General features: G+C 72.0%; 14 protein-coding genes. 5 read left to right on the plus strand and 9 right to left on the minus strand.

What is annotated here, in order from left to right:
- The first annotated feature begins 82 nt into the window (after positions 1-82).
- The gene (locus ACZLKG_RS14885) at positions 83-1,435 is read left to right on the plus strand and encodes an 8-oxoguanine deaminase (RefSeq protein ID WP_463649148.1); all 1,353 of its coding nucleotides are present in this window, start codon (positions 83-85) and stop codon (positions 1,433-1,435) included.
- Positions 1,436-1,445: 10 nt separating this feature from the next.
- Here the strand turns inward: ACZLKG_RS14885 and ACZLKG_RS14890 are convergent, their stop codons facing one another.
- The 7 genes from ACZLKG_RS14890 to uraD all read right to left on the minus strand — a co-directional run bounded on the left by ACZLKG_RS14890 (position 1,446) and on the right by uraD (position 9,973).
- Entirely contained in the window at positions 1,446-2,201 is a 756-nt protein-coding gene (locus ACZLKG_RS14890) for an aspartate/glutamate racemase family protein (RefSeq protein WP_463649149.1), read from the minus strand.
- Positions 2,201-3,616 carry an NCS1 family transporter gene (locus ACZLKG_RS14895; RefSeq protein ID WP_463649150.1) on the minus strand — a complete coding sequence of 472 codons (1,416 nt, stop codon included), beginning with the start codon at positions 3,614-3,616 and terminating at the stop codon, positions 2,201-2,203. Before ACZLKG_RS14895 ends, ACZLKG_RS14890 begins: the two co-directional genes overlap by 1 nt.
- Positions 3,617-3,947: 331 nt before the next feature.
- Positions 3,948-4,826 carry a xanthine dehydrogenase accessory protein XdhC gene (gene xdhC / locus ACZLKG_RS14900; protein WP_463649151.1) on the minus strand — a complete coding sequence of 293 codons (879 nt, stop codon included), beginning with the start codon at positions 4,824-4,826 and terminating at the stop codon, positions 3,948-3,950.
- Positions 4,826-7,318: a xanthine dehydrogenase molybdopterin binding subunit gene (gene xdhB / locus ACZLKG_RS14905; RefSeq protein ID WP_463649152.1), complete on the minus strand. Its 2,493-nt coding sequence runs from the start codon at positions 7,316-7,318 to the stop codon at positions 4,826-4,828. Before xdhB ends, xdhC begins: the two co-directional genes overlap by 1 nt.
- The gene (locus ACZLKG_RS14910; RefSeq protein WP_463649153.1) at positions 7,315-8,910 is read right to left on the minus strand and encodes a xanthine dehydrogenase small subunit; all 1,596 of its coding nucleotides are present in this window, start codon (positions 8,908-8,910) and stop codon (positions 7,315-7,317) included. Before ACZLKG_RS14910 ends, xdhB begins: the two co-directional genes overlap by 4 nt.
- A gap of 230 nt (positions 8,911-9,140) precedes the next feature.
- Positions 9,141-9,479 (minus strand): hydroxyisourate hydrolase, encoded by a 339-nt coding sequence (uraH, locus tag ACZLKG_RS14915; protein WP_425709246.1) that lies wholly within the window; start codon positions 9,477-9,479, stop codon positions 9,141-9,143.
- Positions 9,476-9,973 carry a 2-oxo-4-hydroxy-4-carboxy-5-ureidoimidazoline decarboxylase gene (uraD, locus tag ACZLKG_RS14920; RefSeq protein WP_463649154.1) on the minus strand — a complete coding sequence of 166 codons (498 nt, stop codon included), beginning with the start codon at positions 9,971-9,973 and terminating at the stop codon, positions 9,476-9,478. The genes uraH and uraD overlap by 4 nt, the downstream gene beginning before the upstream one ends.
- A 164-nt stretch (positions 9,974-10,137) precedes the next feature.
- Between uraD and ACZLKG_RS14925 the strand changes: the two genes are divergently transcribed.
- Complete coding sequence (locus tag ACZLKG_RS14925; RefSeq protein ID WP_463649155.1) at positions 10,138-10,995, plus strand: bifunctional allantoicase/(S)-ureidoglycine aminohydrolase; 858 nt, start codon at positions 10,138-10,140, stop codon at positions 10,993-10,995.
- A 3-nt stretch (positions 10,996-10,998) separates the two neighbouring features.
- Here ACZLKG_RS14925 and allB read toward each other — a convergent pair whose 3' ends face one another.
- Positions 10,999-12,483 (minus strand): allantoinase AllB, encoded by a 1,485-nt coding sequence (gene allB, locus ACZLKG_RS14930; protein ID WP_463649156.1) that lies wholly within the window; start codon positions 12,481-12,483, stop codon positions 10,999-11,001.
- A gap of 200 nt (positions 12,484-12,683) precedes the next feature.
- Here allB and ACZLKG_RS14935 point away from each other — a divergent pair, with 200 nt between their 5' ends.
- Together ACZLKG_RS14935 and ACZLKG_RS14940 are read left to right on the plus strand one after the other, a co-directional pair.
- Positions 12,684-13,274, plus strand: coding sequence for a hypothetical protein (locus tag ACZLKG_RS14935; RefSeq protein ID WP_425709250.1), 591 nt, complete (start codon positions 12,684-12,686; stop codon positions 13,272-13,274).
- Between the two features lie 50 nt (positions 13,275-13,324).
- Positions 13,325-14,413, plus strand: coding sequence for an acyltransferase family protein (locus tag ACZLKG_RS14940; RefSeq protein WP_425709251.1), 1,089 nt, complete (start codon positions 13,325-13,327; stop codon positions 14,411-14,413).
- Here ACZLKG_RS14940 and ACZLKG_RS14945 read toward each other — a convergent pair.
- On the minus strand, positions 14,394-15,551 hold the full coding sequence (locus tag ACZLKG_RS14945) for a glycosyltransferase family protein (protein ID WP_425709252.1): 1,158 nt from the start codon (positions 15,549-15,551) through the stop codon (positions 14,394-14,396). The two genes, ACZLKG_RS14940 and ACZLKG_RS14945, sit on opposite strands and share 20 nt — an antisense overlap.
- Positions 15,552-15,600: 49 nt before the next feature.
- On the opposite strand from ACZLKG_RS14945, the gene ACZLKG_RS14950 reads away from it, so the two are divergent.
- Positions 15,601-16,797, plus strand: a complete 1,197-nt coding sequence (locus ACZLKG_RS14950; RefSeq protein ID WP_463649157.1) for a hypothetical protein — start codon at positions 15,601-15,603, stop codon at positions 16,795-16,797.

Below are 16,797 nucleotides of genomic sequence, written 5' to 3' on the forward strand. Positions count from 1 at the left end.
CGAGCTCGGCACCTGGACGGTCGAGGCGTTCCAGCCGCACCACCCGCAACGAGCACCCCCCGCATCGAGACTGGAGCACCACGTGAGCATCTGGATCAAGAACCCGCTCGCCACCCACACCGGCACGCCGGACGATGCCGGGGGCGGCCTCGTCGTCGACCCCACCACCGGCACGGTCCTCGAGCTCGTCCCGTCCGGCGGGGCACCGACGATCGAGCCGCAGCAGGTGGTGGACGCGAGCGAGCACGTCGTCGTGCCCGGTCTGATCAACACGCACCACCACTTCTACCAGACGCTCACGCGGGCCTGGGGGCCGGTCGCCGACGTCCCGCTGTTCCCCTGGCTCGTCAACCTCTACCCCGTCTGGGCCCGGCTGCACCCCCGGGCGCTCGAGCTGGCGACGACGGTCGCCATGGCCGAGCTCCTGCGCTCGGGATGCACGACGGCGGCCGACCACCACTACATCTTCCCCGGCGGGCTCGAGGACGCCGTCGACATCCAGGCGGAGGTGACGCGGCGGCTCGGCATGCGCGCGATGCTCACGCGCGGCTCGATGACGCTCGGCGAGCGGGACGGTGGCCTCCCGCCGCAGTCCGTCGTCGAGGACCCGGACACGATCCTCGCCGACTCGCAGCGGCTCATCGACACCCACCACGAGCGCGGCGACGGCGCGCAGGTGCAGATCGCCCTCGCGCCGTGCTCGCCGTTCTCCGTGACAACGTCGATCATGCGCGACAGCGCCGATCTCGCGGAGCGCAACGACGTCCGGCTGCACACGCATCTCGCCGAGACCGACGACGAGCAGGACTTCTGCCTCGAGCGGTTCGGGATGCGCACGGTCGACTACCTCGAGTCCGTCGGGTGGCTGACGGACCGCACGTGGCTCGCGCACGGCATCCATTTCGACGACGACGAGATCGCCCGCCTCGGGTCTGCCGGCACCGCGGTGGCGCACTGCCCGTCGTCCAACATGCGGCTCGCCTCCGGCGTGTGCCGGGGAGTCGAGCTCGAGGACGCCGGCGCGCCGCTCGGCGTCGGGGTCGACGGGTCCGCGTCGAACGACGGGTCGAACATGATCACCGAGGTGCGGCAGGCGATGTACCTGCAGCGGCTCCACTACGGCGCCGACCGGGTGACCGTGCGCCGTGCCCTGGACTGGGCGACGCAGGGGTCGGCGCGTGCGCTGGGCCGCACCGACATCGGCGTGCTCGCGCCGGGAAAGCAGGCGGACCTGGCGATGTTCCGGCAGGACGACCTGCAGTTCTCCGGCAGCCATGACCCGCTCTCCGCACTCCTGCTGTGCGGGACCGAGCGTGCGGACCGCGTGATGGTCGGCGGGCAGTGGCGGGTCGAGGGCGGCCAGGTCGTGGGGCTCGACGTGGCCGAGCTCGTCGCCGAGCACTCGGCGGCCGCCCGGGCGCTCGTGGCCGGCTGACGTCAGCCCGTCACGAGCCCAGCGACTCCTCGTCGGAGCGGAGGTGACGGTGAAGCGGCCACCGACGGATCGTCTTCTCCCGGGGAGGCGCGTAGGTGCGTGTCTTGCTCGTGGTAAGCCCAAGAGCCACCAGCGCCTCGGCCAGCTTGACTGCGGCAGCGACACCGTCGACCACAGGGGCCCCGGTCTCGCGCTTGACAGCCGCCTCCAGGCCGACCATCCCACCGCAGCCCAGCACGATCACCTCGGCTCGGTCGTGCTCGACCGCCGCTCGAGCCTGTTGCGCGATCGCCTCGACGGCCGCTTCCGGAGAACGCTCGAGCTCGAGCACCGAGAGCCCGCTGGCCCGAACCGATGCACACGTGTGGTGCAGGCCTGCCAGCAGCAACCGATCCTCGATGAGCGGCACGGTTCGGTCGAGGGTGGTGACGACGCTGTACCGATGCCCAAGGAGACTCGCAAGGTGGGCGCTGGCCTCGGTAATGTCCACGACCGGCACCGTCAGCAGCTCCTGGAGGCCCTCCCGGCCGTGTTCGCCGAAGCCGGCCTGGATGACGGCGTCGTAGGGCTCCGAGTACGCCAGGACGCGGTCCATGACGGCGACGGCCGCCAGGTAGCTCTCGACGTTTCCCTCGACGGAGTCCGCTCCGATGGTGGGCGTCAGCGGGACGATCTCGGTCGTGGCAGCCGCCACGCTGCGAGCCTGCTCCCCGATGGCGGCGGTCATGGACTCCGTCGTGTTGACGTTGACGACGAGGATCCGCATCAACGTTCTCCTCCCTCGTGAGTCGGTCGTGGCGCCGGGCCCGTCACCTCGATGGCGGTGGGAAGGAATCTCTTGCTGTGCGACCAGGTACGCATGAGCACGTAGTACACGATGCCGGCCGGGACCAGACTCGCGTACCACCCGACCTCGGACAACGGCAGCGCGATGGCCACACCCACCACGACGGCGATGATCGCCGAGTAGTTGATCCCCCGGAACGGCCCGCTCTTGTCGTACAGCTTGTCGAGGTCGAGCCGGCGGCGACGAATGACGTAGTAGTCGACGACCATGACCGCGAATATGGGACCGAGGAACGCCGAGTACGTCTGGACGAACACTTGCAGCCCACCCGCCGACTCGTCACGTACGAGCAACCACGGGAAGGTAGCCGGCGCGAGGACACCGACAAGGACGGCGGCGGTCTTGAACTTCATGCCGAACATGTCCATCAGCACGTAGGTGGGAGGCACCACGTTGTTGAGCACGTTCGTGGTCACCTGCGCAAAGGCGATGAACAAGAGCGTGATGACGAGGAGCGGCGGGTTGTCGACCGCGTTGGCAAACACGTCGATCGGGTCCACGACCCCCGTGGCCTCGGAGACCATGAGTCCGATCATTCCCATGAAGAGGGTCACTGGGAGGATCGCCATGGTGTAGATCGTCAGCAACAGCCCTGGACCGCTGCCCTTCGTGTGCTCCCGGGAGTAGTCGCTGACGTTGAGCATCATCGTGGCGTAGATGCCGAGGAACAGCACGGTAGCGCCCCAGAACGACGCGCCCCATGTCCACTCGGCCCCGGAGATCCCGACGCTGAGCTCGGCTCCGTAGCGGTCGATCACACTGATGAACATGTAGACGAGCGCAGCCAGGATAAAGACGGCGCCGACGTTCTCGAGCCACTTGATGCCTTGGAAGCCCAGGACCGAGAGTGCGATCTGCAGCCCCTGGAAAACAATGAACCACACCACGATGTTGTCGAACCCGAACATGGTCGAGGTGACCGCATTGAGTGCGCCGGCGCCGATCCAGCTCTGGAACCCGTACCACACCAGGGCAGGCAGGGCACGGACCAGGCCGGGGATCTTCGTTCCCGCATATCCGAACGCACTGCGGAGCTGAACAACGAACGGGATGCCGTACTTGTATCCGCTGGCGCCGTTGAAGGTCAGACCGATGGTGATGACGAGACAGCCAATGGCCATCGCGAGGACCGACTGGACGAGATTGAGCGACCCGACGAGGCTCGAGCCCATGGTGAAGGTTCCGATGGAGACGCATCCGCCCATCCAGGCGAACAGATACGAGGTTCGACCCATGATGCGGGTCTGCTGAGGGGCCATCGTCTCCTGGCCCGGGGCCTTTGTTCCGGTTCCAGAGTCGGAAGGGTCTGCCGGGTGACCGTCATGGTTGGACATCGTGAGCTCCCTTGCTCAGCGAGAAGTAGAGTATCGATGACGAGATTTCCGTATGGTGAGAGCTGTACTTCGACTGCCGATAGTATGCCTGCTACCTGGTCGACGTCAAAGATCTTCGTCGAGGTGGACGTTCCCACGTTTGTCGCGAGATCACCTGAAACCCCCGAGCGAATAGCTCACGCCCGGCCCAGCCGAACCAATCACACACATGCCGAGGCGATCGCTTTCCGGAGTTGCCTCGATGGATCGGGGCTTGTTTCAGGGAGAGGGCTCAACAGTCCGTCGCGGCGCCGCCAGCGCGAGGCGTCGATGCACGCACAACACATCCCCCTCAGGTCGCCGAGGTCACCGGTCCGACGTCGGACGAGGTCCATTCCTGCGGGACGACGGTCCCGCTCCCCCAGCCGCGCGCGATCTCGCCGCCCTCGAGGACCTGCACGAGGGACGCGGCCACGCTGATGGCGATGACCTCGGGAGTCTTGCCCGAGATGCCGGGGCTCCCGATGGGGCTGTGGATCGACTCGATCGCGGCGGCGTCGTGGCCGGCCTCGCCCAGCCGCTTCCGGAAGCGCAGCCACTTGGCGCGCGACCCGATGAGGCCGACGCTGCCCAGGTCGCCGCGCGTGATGGCAGCGTCGCAGAGGAACAGGTCCTCGGAGTGGTCGTGACTCATGATCATCACGTGGGTGCCCGCGGGCAGCCCGCGCAGGACGACCTCGGGCGCCGGCGCGTGGTGACGGTGGACGGTGGCGCTCCCGACGACGTCGGCGAGCCGCTCGGCGTCGACCATCTCCGCCCGGCTGTCCACGAGGTGGAGCGAGACGGGCAGACGTGCGAGGATCCGTCCGAGCTCCAGGCCGACGTGCCCGAGGCCGAACACGGCGATCGAGGGTCGGGTGACGAACGGCTCGAGCAGCACGGTGACGTCGCCGCCGCAGCACTGGGTGCCGTGCGCGTTGTCGGCGTGCTCGTTGAGCCCGAACGACATCTGCTCGGGCGCGGTCAGGCCCTCGACGATGACCTCGCGGCCACGCTCGACGACGCTCGCCTCGAGGTTGCCCCCGCCGACGCTGCCCCAGGTCCCGTCGACGCCGACCACCATCTTGGCGCCCGACTCGCGCGGGGCGTGCCCGCGCACCGTGAGCACGGTGGCGAGCACGCCGGGCCGCCCCTCCTCGCGGAGGAGCTGCAGCGCGGCGAGCCAGTCCATCAGGCCCCCGCGACCGGGACCGGTGTCGCGGCCGGGCGAGAGGTGTCGCTCCGGGTCGCGGCGCCGTTGGTCTCGGCACCGTTCGTCTCGGCACCGTTCGCGTCGGCGCCGTGGTGCACCCCGGCCGTGGCCGGGGATCCCGGGACGCCGTCGACGTCGTCGCCGGGTGCTCGGGCGGCCTCGATCGCCCAGTAGACGGCCTCGGGGGTCGCGGGGCTCGCGAGCCGCACCTCGCGGCCGCCCGGGCCGAATGCGGCCACCGCCTCGCGCAGCGCCTCGCGCACCGCGAACGCGAGCAGCAGCGGCGGCTCGCCGACGGCCTTGGAGCCGTAGACCACCCCGGTCTCCTCCGCGCGCTCGAGGAAGTGCACGTTGAGCTCCTCGGGCATCTCGGAGAAGCTCGGCAGCTTGTACGTGCTCGCGGCCTGGGTGGCGAGCCGGCCCCGCTTGTCGGAGTCCGACTGGTCCCAGACCAGCTCCTCCTGCGTGAGCCAGCCGACGCCCTGGACGTAGCCGCCCTCGACCTGCCCGACGTCGACGAGCGGGGAGAGGCTGTCCCCGACGTCGTGCACGATGTCGGTGCGCAGGAAGCGGTAGGCGCCGTCGAAGCCGTCGACCTCGACCTCGGAGACGGCCACGCCGTAGGCGAAGTACCGGAAGGGCTCACCCTGGAACGTCTTGGCGTCCCAGTGCAGGCCGGGCGTGCGGAAGTAGCCGGCCGCGAACAGCGGCACGCGCTGGAAGTACGCCTTGTGGGCCAGCTCGGCGAACGTCAGCTCGGCGTCGCCCACGCCCAGCGCGGTGACCCGGCTGCCGGAGAACCGCACGTCCTCGGGGTGGCAGTTGAACTGCCGGGCGGCGACCTCGGCCATGTTGCCGCGGATCTGCTCACAGGCGTTCTTCACCGCACCGCCGTTGAGGTCGGCGCCAGTGCTGGCCGCCGTCGCAGAGGTGTTGGGCACCTTGTCGGTGCGGGTCGGTGCGAGCCGCACGTCCTCGAGGTTGACACCCAGGGCGGTGGCGGCGACCTGCCGCATCTTCGTGTGCAGCCCCTGCCCCATCTCGGTGCCGCCGTGGTTGATGAGCACCGAGCCGTCCTTGTACACGTGCACGAGCGCCCCGGCCTGGTTGAAGGCCGTGAGGTTGAACGAGATGCCGAACTTCACCGGAGTCATCGCGATCGCCCGCTTGGTGAACCGGTGGCTCGCGTTGAACTCGGCCACGCGGGCCGTCCGCTCGGCGTGGTCGGAGGAGTCGAGCGCCTGCTGCCACAGGGCCTCGAGCCGCTCGGCGTGCCGCACGGGCGTCCCGTAGGGCGTGGACTGGCCGGGCGCGTAGAAGTTCCGGCGGCGCAGCTCGCCCGGCTCGATGCCCAGCAGCGGGGCGCACCGGCCGAGGATGTCCTCCATGACGAGCGCGCCCTGCGGGCCGCCGAAGCCGCGGAACGCGGTGTTCGACTGCTTGTGGGTCTGCGCGATGCGCCCGTGGATGCGGGCGTCGGGGATGAAGTAGGCGTTGTCGATGTGACACAGCGCCCGGGCGAGGACCGGCTCGGACAGGTCGAGGGACCATCCGCCGTCGGCCGTGAGGGTGGCGTCCAGCCCCACGATCCTGCCGTCCTCGTCGAACCCGATGTCCCACGTGGCGTGGAAGCCGTGCCGCTTGCCGGTCATCGTCAGGTCCTGCGTGCGGGTGTAGCGCACGCGCACCGGACGGCCCGTGAGCACGGCGCCGAGGGCGGCGACGGCGGCCGGCCCGTTGGCCTGGGCCTCCTTGCCGCCGAAACCGCCGCCCATCCGCAAGCTCTGGACGGTCACGGCGTGGTTGTGCAGGCCGAGGACGTGGGCGATGATCTCCTGCGTCTCCGAGGGGTGCTGGGTGGAGGACTGGACGAAGACCTGCCCGCCCTCGTCGACCTTGGCGAGCGCGGCCTGCGTCTCGAGGTAGAAGTGCTCCTGGCCGGCGAACTCGAACTCGCCGGAGAAGCGGTGGGCCGCGGTCGCGAGGGCCGACTCGGCGTCGCCTCGGACGATCGTCGGCCGCGAGCCCTGGAACGACTCCGTGGCGATGGCCTCCGTCAGGCTGAGCGTGGAGGGCAGCGGCTCGTAGTCGACCTCGACGGCCTCGGCGCCGAGCCGGGCGGCCTCGAGGGTCTCGCCGAGCACCCAGCACACGGCGTGCCCGTGGTGCATGACCTCCGGCGGGAACAGGGGCTCGTCGGCCTTCGTACCGGCGTCGTTGGTGCCGGGGACGTCGTCCGCCGTGAGCACCCGCACGACGCCGGGGACGTCGTAGGCGGGCTCGGGCCGCAGGGACGTGATGCGCGCGTGTGCGTGCGGTGCCTGTACCGGCCAGGCGTGCAGGACCCCGCGCGTGGAGACCGTGAGGTCGTCCGTGTACAGGGCGGTGCCGGTGACGTGCAGCGACGCGCTCTCGTGCGGGACGCTCCGGCCGACCACCGGGTTGACGGGACGCTCTGACAGGGCGCTCATCGGGCCACCTCCAGGACCTCGGACGGGCTGTTCTCGACATAGAAGCGGCACAGGGCCTGACCGAGCATCGCGCTGCGGTAGCGCGAGCTCGCACGGTGGTCGTCCATCGGGGTGCCCTCGCCGGACATGACCTGGGCCGCCGCCGAGACGGTCTCCTCGGTCCACGGGCGGCCCCGCAGGGCGTCCTCGGTGGCGAGCGCCCGGACGGGGGTGGCGGCGATGCCGCCGACGCCGATCCGGATGTCCGACACGAGGCCGTCCTCGATCCGGGCGGCGATCGCGACGGCGACGCTCGAGATGTCGTCGAAGCGTCGCTTGGCGATCTTGTAGAACGCGGTCGTCGGCGCGAGCGGCAGCGGGATCCGCACCGCCTTGATGATCTCGCCGGGCTCGCGCACGGTCTGGCGGTAGCCGGTGAAGTACTTGGCCAGGTCGACCACGCGCTCGCCGCCGCGGGAGGCCAGCACGAGGGAGGCCCCGAGCGCGAGCAGCGCCGGCGGCGCGTCGCCGATGGGCGAGCCGGTGCCGAGGTTGCCGCCGAACGTGGCGCCGTTGCGGATGAGGCGCGAGGCGAACAGCGGGAAGAGCTCGGCGAGGATCGGGATCTCGCCGTCGAGGTCTCGCTCGACCTCCGAGAGCGTGAGGGCCGCGCCGATCTCGACGTGGTCCGGGGTCCGGGTGAGGCCGCGCAGCTCGGCGAGCCGGTCGACCGCGAGCAGCACCGGCGGACGCGTGTGGCGGATGTTGAGCTCGACGCCGACGTCGGTCGACCCGGCCACGATCTGCGCGTCCGGCTGCTCGGCGAGCCGGTCGAGGAGGTCGGCGAGGGTCGCGGGCCGGACGAACTCGGCCTCGCCCGCGGCGTAGACCGTGGGGCGCGCGGCCGGCCCGGCGGAGTCGAGCCGCTGCACGAGCGGGTCCTGCGCCTCCGGGGAGCCCAGCGCGTAGGCAGCGTCGCGGATGGGCCGGTAGCCGGTGCAGCGGCAGAGGTTGCCGGACAGGGAGTGGATGTCGAAGCCGTTGGGGCCCACCTCGTGGGCGTGGGCGTCGCTGGTGTCCGCGGGAACCGCGCCGGTCTCCACGACCGTCGTCGTGCCCTCGGGGGTGGACCCGGTGACGGTGCCGACGCTCCCGTCGGCGCCGCCGGAACCCGCGGCGACGTTGACCTCGACGTCGGCGGGGGCGCCGGTGCGCTCGGGGCGGTAGTACTCCGCGGCCATCGAGCAGATGAAGCCGGGCGTGCAGTAGCCGCACTGCGACCCGCCGCGGTCGGCCATCTCGCGCTGGACGGGGTGCAGGTCCTCGACGGCGCAGGCGCCCTCGGCGGTGCCCAGGCCCTCGCTCGTGACGATCTCCTGGCCGTCGAAGGCCAGCGCCGGCGGGAGGCAGGCGTTGACGGAGGTCCACCGGGTGCGGTCCTCGCCGTCGGGGCGGGCCACGAGTACCGCGCACGCGCCGCACTCACCCTCGGCGCACCCCTCCTTCGCCCCGGTCAGGCCGAGCGAGCGCAGCCAGTCGAGGAGGTTCGTGTGCACGGGGGCGCCGTCGATCTCGCGGTCCTCACCGTTGACGTTCACCGTGATGCGGGCCATTGCTCACTTCCTTGTCGAGCTGCAGCGTCGTGCGTGGGGAGTGCGCATCCCCGGCCGAACGGCCGTCGCGTCCGCGTACGGGGCCTCACGACATCCCCGGCGCGTGCGGTCGAGACTACTCTCGCGACACCCGGTCGGCAATATTCTGGAAGACCAATTTCGTATCGTGAAGTTCCACGCGGTGGTTGAAAACGCGCGGGCGAGGCGCGCGCGGGGGCCCGTCGGACCGCTCAGCTGCCGCGGTAGGTCGAGTAGGCGAACGGGCTGAGCAGGCAGGGCACGTGGTAGTGGTCGCGACCGGCCTCGACGAAGAAGTCGATCGTCACCGACGGGAAGAACGTCTCCCGACCCTGGGCTCGGAAGTAGTCGCCCGAGGCGAACGAGATGCGGTAGGTGCCCGCCTCGAGCGCCTCGGGGCCGAGGTCGCCGATGCGGCCGTCCTCGTTCGTCGTGCCGCTCGCCACGTCGGTGGCGGCGTCGCCGTCGAGGCGCTGCAGGCGAACGGCGATGCCGGCGGCCGGGACCCCGGTGACGGCGTCGAGGACGTGGGTGGTGACGTGCGAGGTCATGACAGTTCTCCCTGGAGTCGAAGGACGGCGATCTCGCGCAGCTGCTCGGCGGCGACGCGACGTTCGGTGGCGGGGTCGTTGGTCAGGCGCTGCTCGAGGGCGGCGAGGATCTCCTCGGCGTCCCGGCCGGCGGCACGGATGAGGAAGACGTGGCCGAACCGCTCCTCGTAGGCGAGGTTGCCGGCGCGGAGCCGCTCGGCGACGGAGGCGTCCCCGGCGTCGACCCCGGACTGCTCGCGCGCGGAGTGGGCCGCGTCGGCGTCGTCGCCGCTCGCCCGCTCGCCGATGCGCGGGTGGCGGGCCAGGGCGCCGTCGACCTCGTCGTCGGTCCACGGCTCGGCGGCGGTCCGGGCGGCGTGCAGCACGTCGTCGACACCCGCGTACGGGCGGCCGGCGACGATCTCGTCGGCCCAGCGCGGTACGCGCACGCAGGCCAGGAGCGTCTCGCGGGCGGCGTCCGCGTCGTCGTTGAAGGTGCTCAGGGTGGTCGTCATGCGTCTACCTCGTGATAGTTTCGGATAGCGGAATATAACTTCCGTCTATTGCAACGTATGGGCACCGGATCGGCGCTGTCAACAACGATCCTCGCCGATCCGGGGGGCGGACGCCCGCGGGCCCGTGGCAGCATGCCGAGAGAGCCGACCCGGAAGGATCACCGATGACCGAGCCGACGTACTGGGCCACCCACGGCGGCCACCCGCCGCAGACCGACCTGCTCACCGACCGCGCCATGTTCCGCGAGGCGTACGCCGTCATCCCGCGCGGCACCCAGCGGGACATCGTCACCTCGAACCTGCCGCACTGGAGCGGCACCCGGCTGTGGGTGCTCGCGCGCCCGCTGACCGGGTTCGCCGAGACGTTCTCGCAGTACCTCATGGAGGTCTCCCCCGGCGGCGGGTCGCAGCGCCCCGAGGAGGACCCGGACGCCGAGGGTGTCCTGTTCGTCATGGAGGGCGAGCTCGCGCTCACCCTGGGCGAGTCCGCGGGCGAGGCAGCCGGAGAGCACCGCATGACGCCGGGCGGCTACGCGTTCCTCGCTCCCGGGGAGACCTGGACGGTGGCCAACGACGCCGCGGAGCCCGTGCGGTTCATGTGGATCCGCAAGTCCTACCAGCGGGTCGACGGCGTCGACGTGCCCGAGTCGTTCGTGACCAACGAGCGCGACATCGAGCCCACCCCGATGCCGGACACCGAGGGCAGGTGGGCCACGACGCGCTTCGTCGACCCGACCGACGTCCGCCACGACATGCACGTGACGATCGTGACGTTCCTGCCGGGCGGCATCATCCCGTTCGCCGAGACCCACGTGATGGAGCACGGGCTCTACGTGCTCCAGGGGCAGGCCGTGTACCGGCTCAACGAGGACTGGGTCGAGGTCCAGGAGGGCGACTTCATGTGGCTGCGCGCCTTCTGCCCGCAGGCCTGCTACGCGGGCGGTCCCGCCCCGTTCCGCTACCTGCTCTACAAGGACGTCAACCGGCACGCCCCGCTCGGCCTGGGCGGCATCCACCGGTAGGCGTCAGTCGGCCCCGCGGCGCAGGAGCCGGCCCCGCGGGGTCTCGGCGTCGACCTCGGCGCCGCGCACGAACGTGCGTCGCACCCGGCCGGCGAGCTCCTTGCCGTCGTAGGCGGAGATCGGGTTGCGGTGGCGCAGCTCCGTGGCGACGACGACGAACTCCTCGTCCGGTGCGAGCACCGCGAGGTCGGCGTCCTGCCCGGGGGCGATGCGCCCCTTGCGCACCAGGCCCAGCCGGTCCGCGGGGCGGGAGGACATCCACTCGACGACCCGCTCGAGGGCGATGCCCCGGCGGCGGGCCTCGGTCCACACGATCGGCAGCCCGAGCTGGACCGAGGAGATCCCGCCCCACGCGACGGCGAAGTCGCCGCGCTCGAGATCCTTGAGCTCGACGGTCGAGGGCGAGTGGTCGCTGGCCACGTAGTCGATCGTGCCGTCGAGCAGCCCCTCCCAGAGGAGCTCCCGGTTGCTCTCCTCGCGGATCGGCGGGCAGCACTTGTGCGTGGTGGCGCCGTCCGCGACCTCCTCGGCGCTCAGGGCCAGGTAGTGCGGGCAGGTCTCGGCGGTGATGTCGACGCCGTCGGCCTTCGCGCTGCGCAGCATCGGCAGGGCGTCGGAGGAGGACAGGTGCAGGACGTGGCTGCGGCCGCCGGTCCAGCGGGTGCGCTCGACGAGCTGGGCGATCGCCAGGTTCTCGGCGCCGCGCGGGCGGGACGCGAGGAAGCTGCCGTAGCCGGCGCCCGCGGCGGCGGGTGCCCGGCCGATCGAGCGGTCGTCCTCGGCGTGGACGATCATCATCGCGCCGAGGCGGGTCAGCTCGGTGAGGTGCTCCTCGAGCTCGTCGGCCTCGAGGTGGGGGAACTCGTCCACGCCCGAGCCGGACAGGAAGCACTTGAAGCCGAACACGCCGTCCTCGTGCAGGTCCGCGAGGTCCGGCACGTTGCCGGGGACGGCGCCGCCCCAGAAGCCGACGTCGACGAAGACCTGCGGCGCCGCGACGAGGCGCTTGTACTCCAGCGCCGGCCGGTTGACGGTCGACGGGATCGAGTTCAGCGGCATGTCGACGATCGTGGTGACGCCGCCGGCGGCAGCGGCGCGGGTCGCGCTCGCGAAGCCCTCCCACTCGGTGCGGCCGGGCTCGTTGACGTGGACGTGGGCGTCCACGAGGCCGGGCAGGAGGACCTCGTCGTCCGCCAGCTCGATCACGGTGTCGCCGACCAGGCCGGCGCCGAGGGGCTCGACGGCCACGATGCGCCCGTCCCGCACCGCGACCTCGCGCGAGGCGAACCCGTCCGGGCCGTGCACGCGGCGCCCGCGCACGACGAGGTCCGCCGTGCCGTCCTCGCGCCTGCCGGCCGGGCCGTCCTCGCGCGCAGCCGCCTGGCCGTGCTCGGCGAGGTACTCGCGGATCTGGGCGCGGACCCGCTCCGGGTCGTTGACGTCGGCGATGCCGCGCCGGGGCGGGGCGGAGGTCGTCTCGTCGGTCATCTGATCTCCCTCGATCGCTCGGCGGGGCCGTCAACCGACCGCTCCGCGGCTTCCTGCCGGTCCGCCATCATCGCACGCATGGATTCCACTTCGTGAGATCCACCTTCTGCACAACGGAAGCGTAGGCCGACGCAGGAGCGCCGGTCAATCGCCGCGCGACTACCCTCGCACTGCAAGCCCGACGCAGCCCGAGGAGCAGCATGTCGATCGACCCCACCACCCCGGACGCCGGACGGGCCACGGACGTCCTCGCCCGGTTCGTCGCCGACGACGGCGAGCGCCGCAGGAAGGTGCGCCGCCAGCTCCTCGTCCTGCTCGGCTTCACGGCGCTGGCCGTCGTGTGCATCGCCGGCCTCGTCTCCGGGGAGGTCACGCGCCGACTGTTCGCGATCCTCCTGCTCGGCGCGGTCGGCGTGATCGGCGCGGGCGGGACGCTGGTGGCCCTCGTGCGGCTGCGCAACGACCGGCGCACCGGCGAGGACGCGATCGACCTCCTCGTGGAGGACTCCGGCCTCGTCGGTCCGGGCGGCCTGGCGGTCCCGTGGTCCGAGGTGGCCGGCGTCGAGATGTCCGCCGCCGGCGTCGTGCGGATCCTGCTCACCGATCCGCGCACCACCCTGGAACGGACGACGACGCCGCGCCAGGCGGCGGCGGTGCGCACCTCCGACGGCGCGCCGCACGTCCTCGTCGAGCTCGGTGCGCGCGACGCGGACGAGCTCGCCCACCTCCGGGCGGTGCTCGACGCCGAGCTGGCCCCGCGCGGTCAGCGGGTCGGGGAGATCGCCGGCTGACGACCGGAACGACCGAGGCGGCCCCGAGCGACCCTCTACCCTCGGGGACGATGCCGGACCGACCGCCCTCCCCCACCACACCCCGCACGGGCGCCCCGACCCAGGAACGGCTGCACTGGGTCGACGCCGCCAAGGCCGCGGCGATCATCCTCGTCGTCGCCTACCACCTCGGGGGCGCGGGCATGGACCGGCTGCTCCCGAACCCGGACGGCTTCGGCTCGGTGTTCTGGACCCGGGCGAACGACGTGCTCCTGCCGATGCGCATGCCGCTCTTCTTCCTCACCGCAGGCCTCCTCGCGCACCGCGCCGTCCGACGGCCCTGGCCGGTGGTCGCCCGCAGCCGGGTCCTCGTGCTGCTGTGGCCCTACGTGCTGTGGAGCCTGGCGTTCGCCTCCTTCGCCGGCTTCGCCTACCAGCCCGCCGCGCCCGAGGCCTACGCGCTCGACCGGCTCAAGGCGATCCCGTTCGCCGGCACCGCCTACTGGTTCCTCGCCGTGCTCGTCGTGTTCTTCGTGACGGCCAAGCTCCTGCGCCGGTGGCCGGCCGTGGTGCTCGGCCTCACGCTCGTGCTCGCCGCCACGGCCCCCTACCTGGAGCCGGTCATCGAGGAGTCGGTGCCGTCGCTGGCCACCTACGCGGTCGTACGGGTGGCCCGGTACGCGTTCTGGTACTTCCTCGGCTGCTACGCGTTCTCTGCCGTCAAGCGGCTCTCCGAGCTCCCGCCGTGGCCCGTGCTGCTGATCGGCGGGTCCGCCTTCACCGGGCTGACCGCCGTCGCCCTCCTCGCCGGCCTCGACCGGCCGCTGGCGTTCCCGCTGTCCGTCGCCGGGCTGGCCGCGGCGGTCGGCGGCTCGGTCCTGGCCGTGCGCAGCGGCCGGGTGCGGACCGTCTCGCGCTACATCGCCGGGAGAACGCTGCCGATCTACCTCGTGCACCCGGTACTCATCAACCTCGTGGTGCTGGCGGCGTTGCTCCTCGGCGGCCCGCTCCCCCCGAACGACGCGTTGGCGACCTGGCTGACGCCCGTGCTGGTGGCCGTGAGCGTCGCCGTGTCCGTCGTCGTCTACGACGCGGCGATGCGCACGCCCCTGCGGGTCCTCTTCCAGCCGCCGGAGCGGCTCACGGCCGTCCGCGCGTGACGAGCGCGGCGACGGCGTCCGACCACGCGGTCATCTGGTTCTCGGCCCCCAGCTCCCGCGCGGCAGCGGCGGAGCCGGCCTTCCAGCGGGCCACCTCGTCCGCGTCGAGCCGGTCGAGCAGGGCGGTGAGGTCGGCCTCGGTGTACCCCTCGGTCACCGCGCCCAGGCCGTGGCCGTGTACGAGGGCGGCCATCTCGGGGTTCGGCCCCACGACGATGCCGAGACGGGCCTGGACGAAGTCGAAGAACTTGTTCGGCAGCGTCCACTCGAGGTTGAAGGTCACCGGTGGGACGAGGAACAGCCCGACGTCGTAGCCCGCGAGGGTCTCGACGAGCCCGTCGGCCGGGACGGCGTCGTGCAGGGTGACGCGGTCCGAGGTCTCGGCGAGGGCCGCGAGCTCGGCGAGGTAGGTGGGATCGGACGGCATGAGGTAGAGGTCGAGCGTGGCCCCGGAGGTCGAGGCCGTCACGGCGCGCATCATCACCTCGATGGCCCGCACCCGCGTCGCCCCGCCGGAGTGGACGAGGCGCACCGGGGTACCGACCGGCGTCGGGCTCGCGTCCCGGAAGGGGGCGGCGTTGACGACGACGCCGGCGTCGACGCCGTACTCCCGCGCGTACTCCTCGGCCAGGCCGCGACCGACCGTGGTGACGGAGTCGCACAGGGGCAGGAAGGTCCGGATCAGCCACCGGTAGTAGGGCGCGACGAACAGCTTCCAGCGCGGGGACGCCTCGTGCTGGCGCGGCGCGTACTCGTGGAGGTCGGCGTGGACGCCGGCGTTCGGCCGCAGCGCGAGCGCGAGCGGCACGGTGTCGGCGTCGTTGGCGACGACGACGTCGAAGAACCCGGCCGGCAGCTGGTCCCGCAGGTAGGAATTGACCGAGTTCCGTCGGTAGACGGCGGCGAACCGCCGCTGCATGAGCAGCGCCCGGTCCTTGTGCCAGGCGACGAGATCGTCGGGGATGCGGACGTGGGCCGCCACCCCGTCCGGCTCCGGGCCGTAGCCGCACGACGTGACGTCGTAGGTCCGCGCGAGCAGCCGGATCTGCCGCAGCAGCCGGGCGTCGGAGACCAGGGTCGAGTACGAGATCACGAGCACCGACGGTCGCGGGTCCGGCGCGGGGGCGGCATGCGTCATGGCGCCCATGTTCCCACCCGTGGCCCGGGTCGACCGGCACACTGTCGGCATGAGCCCCAGCCTGCGTGACGTCGTGGCCGCCGGCGTGCGGCGCCTCCCGACCGACCGGCGCGAGGCGGTGGAGCGACGCCTGTTCGTCCGTGAGCTCCGCGCGGCCGGCGACCTCGTCCCCTTCCTCCCGGAGGAGCGCCAGGCCGGCCTGCTCGTCGGGCCGACGAACACGGCGGGCCAGGGCTTCCTGTGGGCGCGCGCGGTCGAGGCGCACCTCGCGGGCGTCGCCGCGCGGTCGGTGACGCTGCAGCGGCCCGGCGGAGTCGACCGGTTCTCCTACCCGGCCGACGTCCGGCTGCCGCTCGCGCTGCGCCCGGGACGGGCGGCCTGGCGCGACGGGGTGCTCGCGCGCTTCAGCCACGTCCTGCTCGAGACCGGTTACTCCCCCACCGCGATGACGACGGCGGTGGCGGACGGGGCGGAGATCGCCGCCTACCGGGCGGCCGGCATGGCACCTGCCGTGGTCCTCCACGGCTCCGAGATCCGGGACCCGGTCCGCCACGCCGAGCTCTACCCGACGAGCCCCTACCGGTCGGCGGTCACGGTCGACGACGACGCGCTGGACCGGATCCGTGCCGCGCAACGGCTCCTCGAGGTCGAGGACCTGCCGATCTTCGTCTCGACGCCGGACCTGCTCGACCTCGCCCCCGGCGCCACGCTGCTGCCGGTCGTCGTCGACGTCGAGGGGTTCGGCGCCCCGCACACGGTGCCGGCGCTCGGCCACCAGCGGCCGATCGTGGTGCACGCGCCGTCGAACCCGGCGCTCAAGGGGACGGCCGTCATCGAGCCGGAGCTCGAGCGGCTCGACGCCGCCGGTCGGATCACCTACCGGCGGCTCGAGGGGGTGCCGCACGAGCAGATGCCGGAGTTCGTCGCCGGCGCGGACATCGTGGTCGACCAGATCCTCCTCGGGGCGGTCGGCGCGCTCGCAGCGGAGGCGATGGCGGCGGGGCGTCTCGTCGTCGGGCACGTGCACGAGCGGGTCCGGTCCCGGCTCGACGGCGAGCTGCCGGTCATCGACGCCACCCCGGAGACCTTCGCGGAGGTGATGGAGGAGATCCTGCGGGATCGCGACCGGTTCACCGAGGTCGCGGCGACCGGCCCGTCATGGGCTCGGACGCACCACGACGGGCGGGCGTCAGCGGCCGCGCTGGCGCCGTTCCTCGGGGTCGCGGAGACCTGGTCCGGTCGATAG

The organism is Georgenia sp. Z2081, assembly GCF_055326445.1.

Coding starts and splice junctions, on each gene's coding strand:
- ACZLKG_RS14890 (WP_463649149.1), bottom strand. CDS start 2,201: ATGCGGATCCTCGTCGTCAACGTCAACACGACGGAGTCCATGACCGCC.
- ACZLKG_RS14895 (WP_463649150.1), bottom strand. CDS start 3,616: ATGTCCAACCATGACGGTCACCCGGCAGACCCTTCCGACTCTGGAACC.
- xdhC (WP_463649151.1), bottom strand. CDS start 4,826: ATGGACTGGCTCGCCGCGCTGCAGCTCCTCCGCGAGGAGGGGCGGCCC.
- xdhB (WP_463649152.1), bottom strand. CDS start 7,318: ATGAGCGCCCTGTCAGAGCGTCCCGTCAACCCGGTGGTCGGCCGGAGC.
- ACZLKG_RS14910 (WP_463649153.1), bottom strand. CDS start 8,910: ATGGCCCGCATCACGGTGAACGTCAACGGTGAGGACCGCGAGATCGAC.
- uraH (WP_425709246.1), bottom strand. CDS start 9,479: ATGACCTCGCACGTCACCACCCACGTCCTCGACGCCGTCACCGGGGTC.
- uraD (WP_463649154.1), bottom strand. CDS start 9,973: ATGACGACCACCCTGAGCACCTTCAACGACGACGCGGACGCCGCCCGC.
- ACZLKG_RS14925 (WP_463649155.1), top strand. CDS start 10,138: ATGACCGAGCCGACGTACTGGGCCACCCACGGCGGCCACCCGCCGCAG.
- allB (WP_463649156.1), bottom strand. CDS start 12,483: ATGACCGACGAGACGACCTCCGCCCCGCCCCGGCGCGGCATCGCCGAC.
- ACZLKG_RS14935 (WP_425709250.1), top strand. CDS start 12,684: ATGTCGATCGACCCCACCACCCCGGACGCCGGACGGGCCACGGACGTC.
- ACZLKG_RS14940 (WP_425709251.1), top strand. CDS start 13,325: ATGCCGGACCGACCGCCCTCCCCCACCACACCCCGCACGGGCGCCCCG.
- ACZLKG_RS14945 (WP_425709252.1), bottom strand. CDS start 15,551: ATGACGCATGCCGCCCCCGCGCCGGACCCGCGACCGTCGGTGCTCGTG.
- ACZLKG_RS14950 (WP_463649157.1), top strand. CDS start 15,601: ATGAGCCCCAGCCTGCGTGACGTCGTGGCCGCCGGCGTGCGGCGCCTC.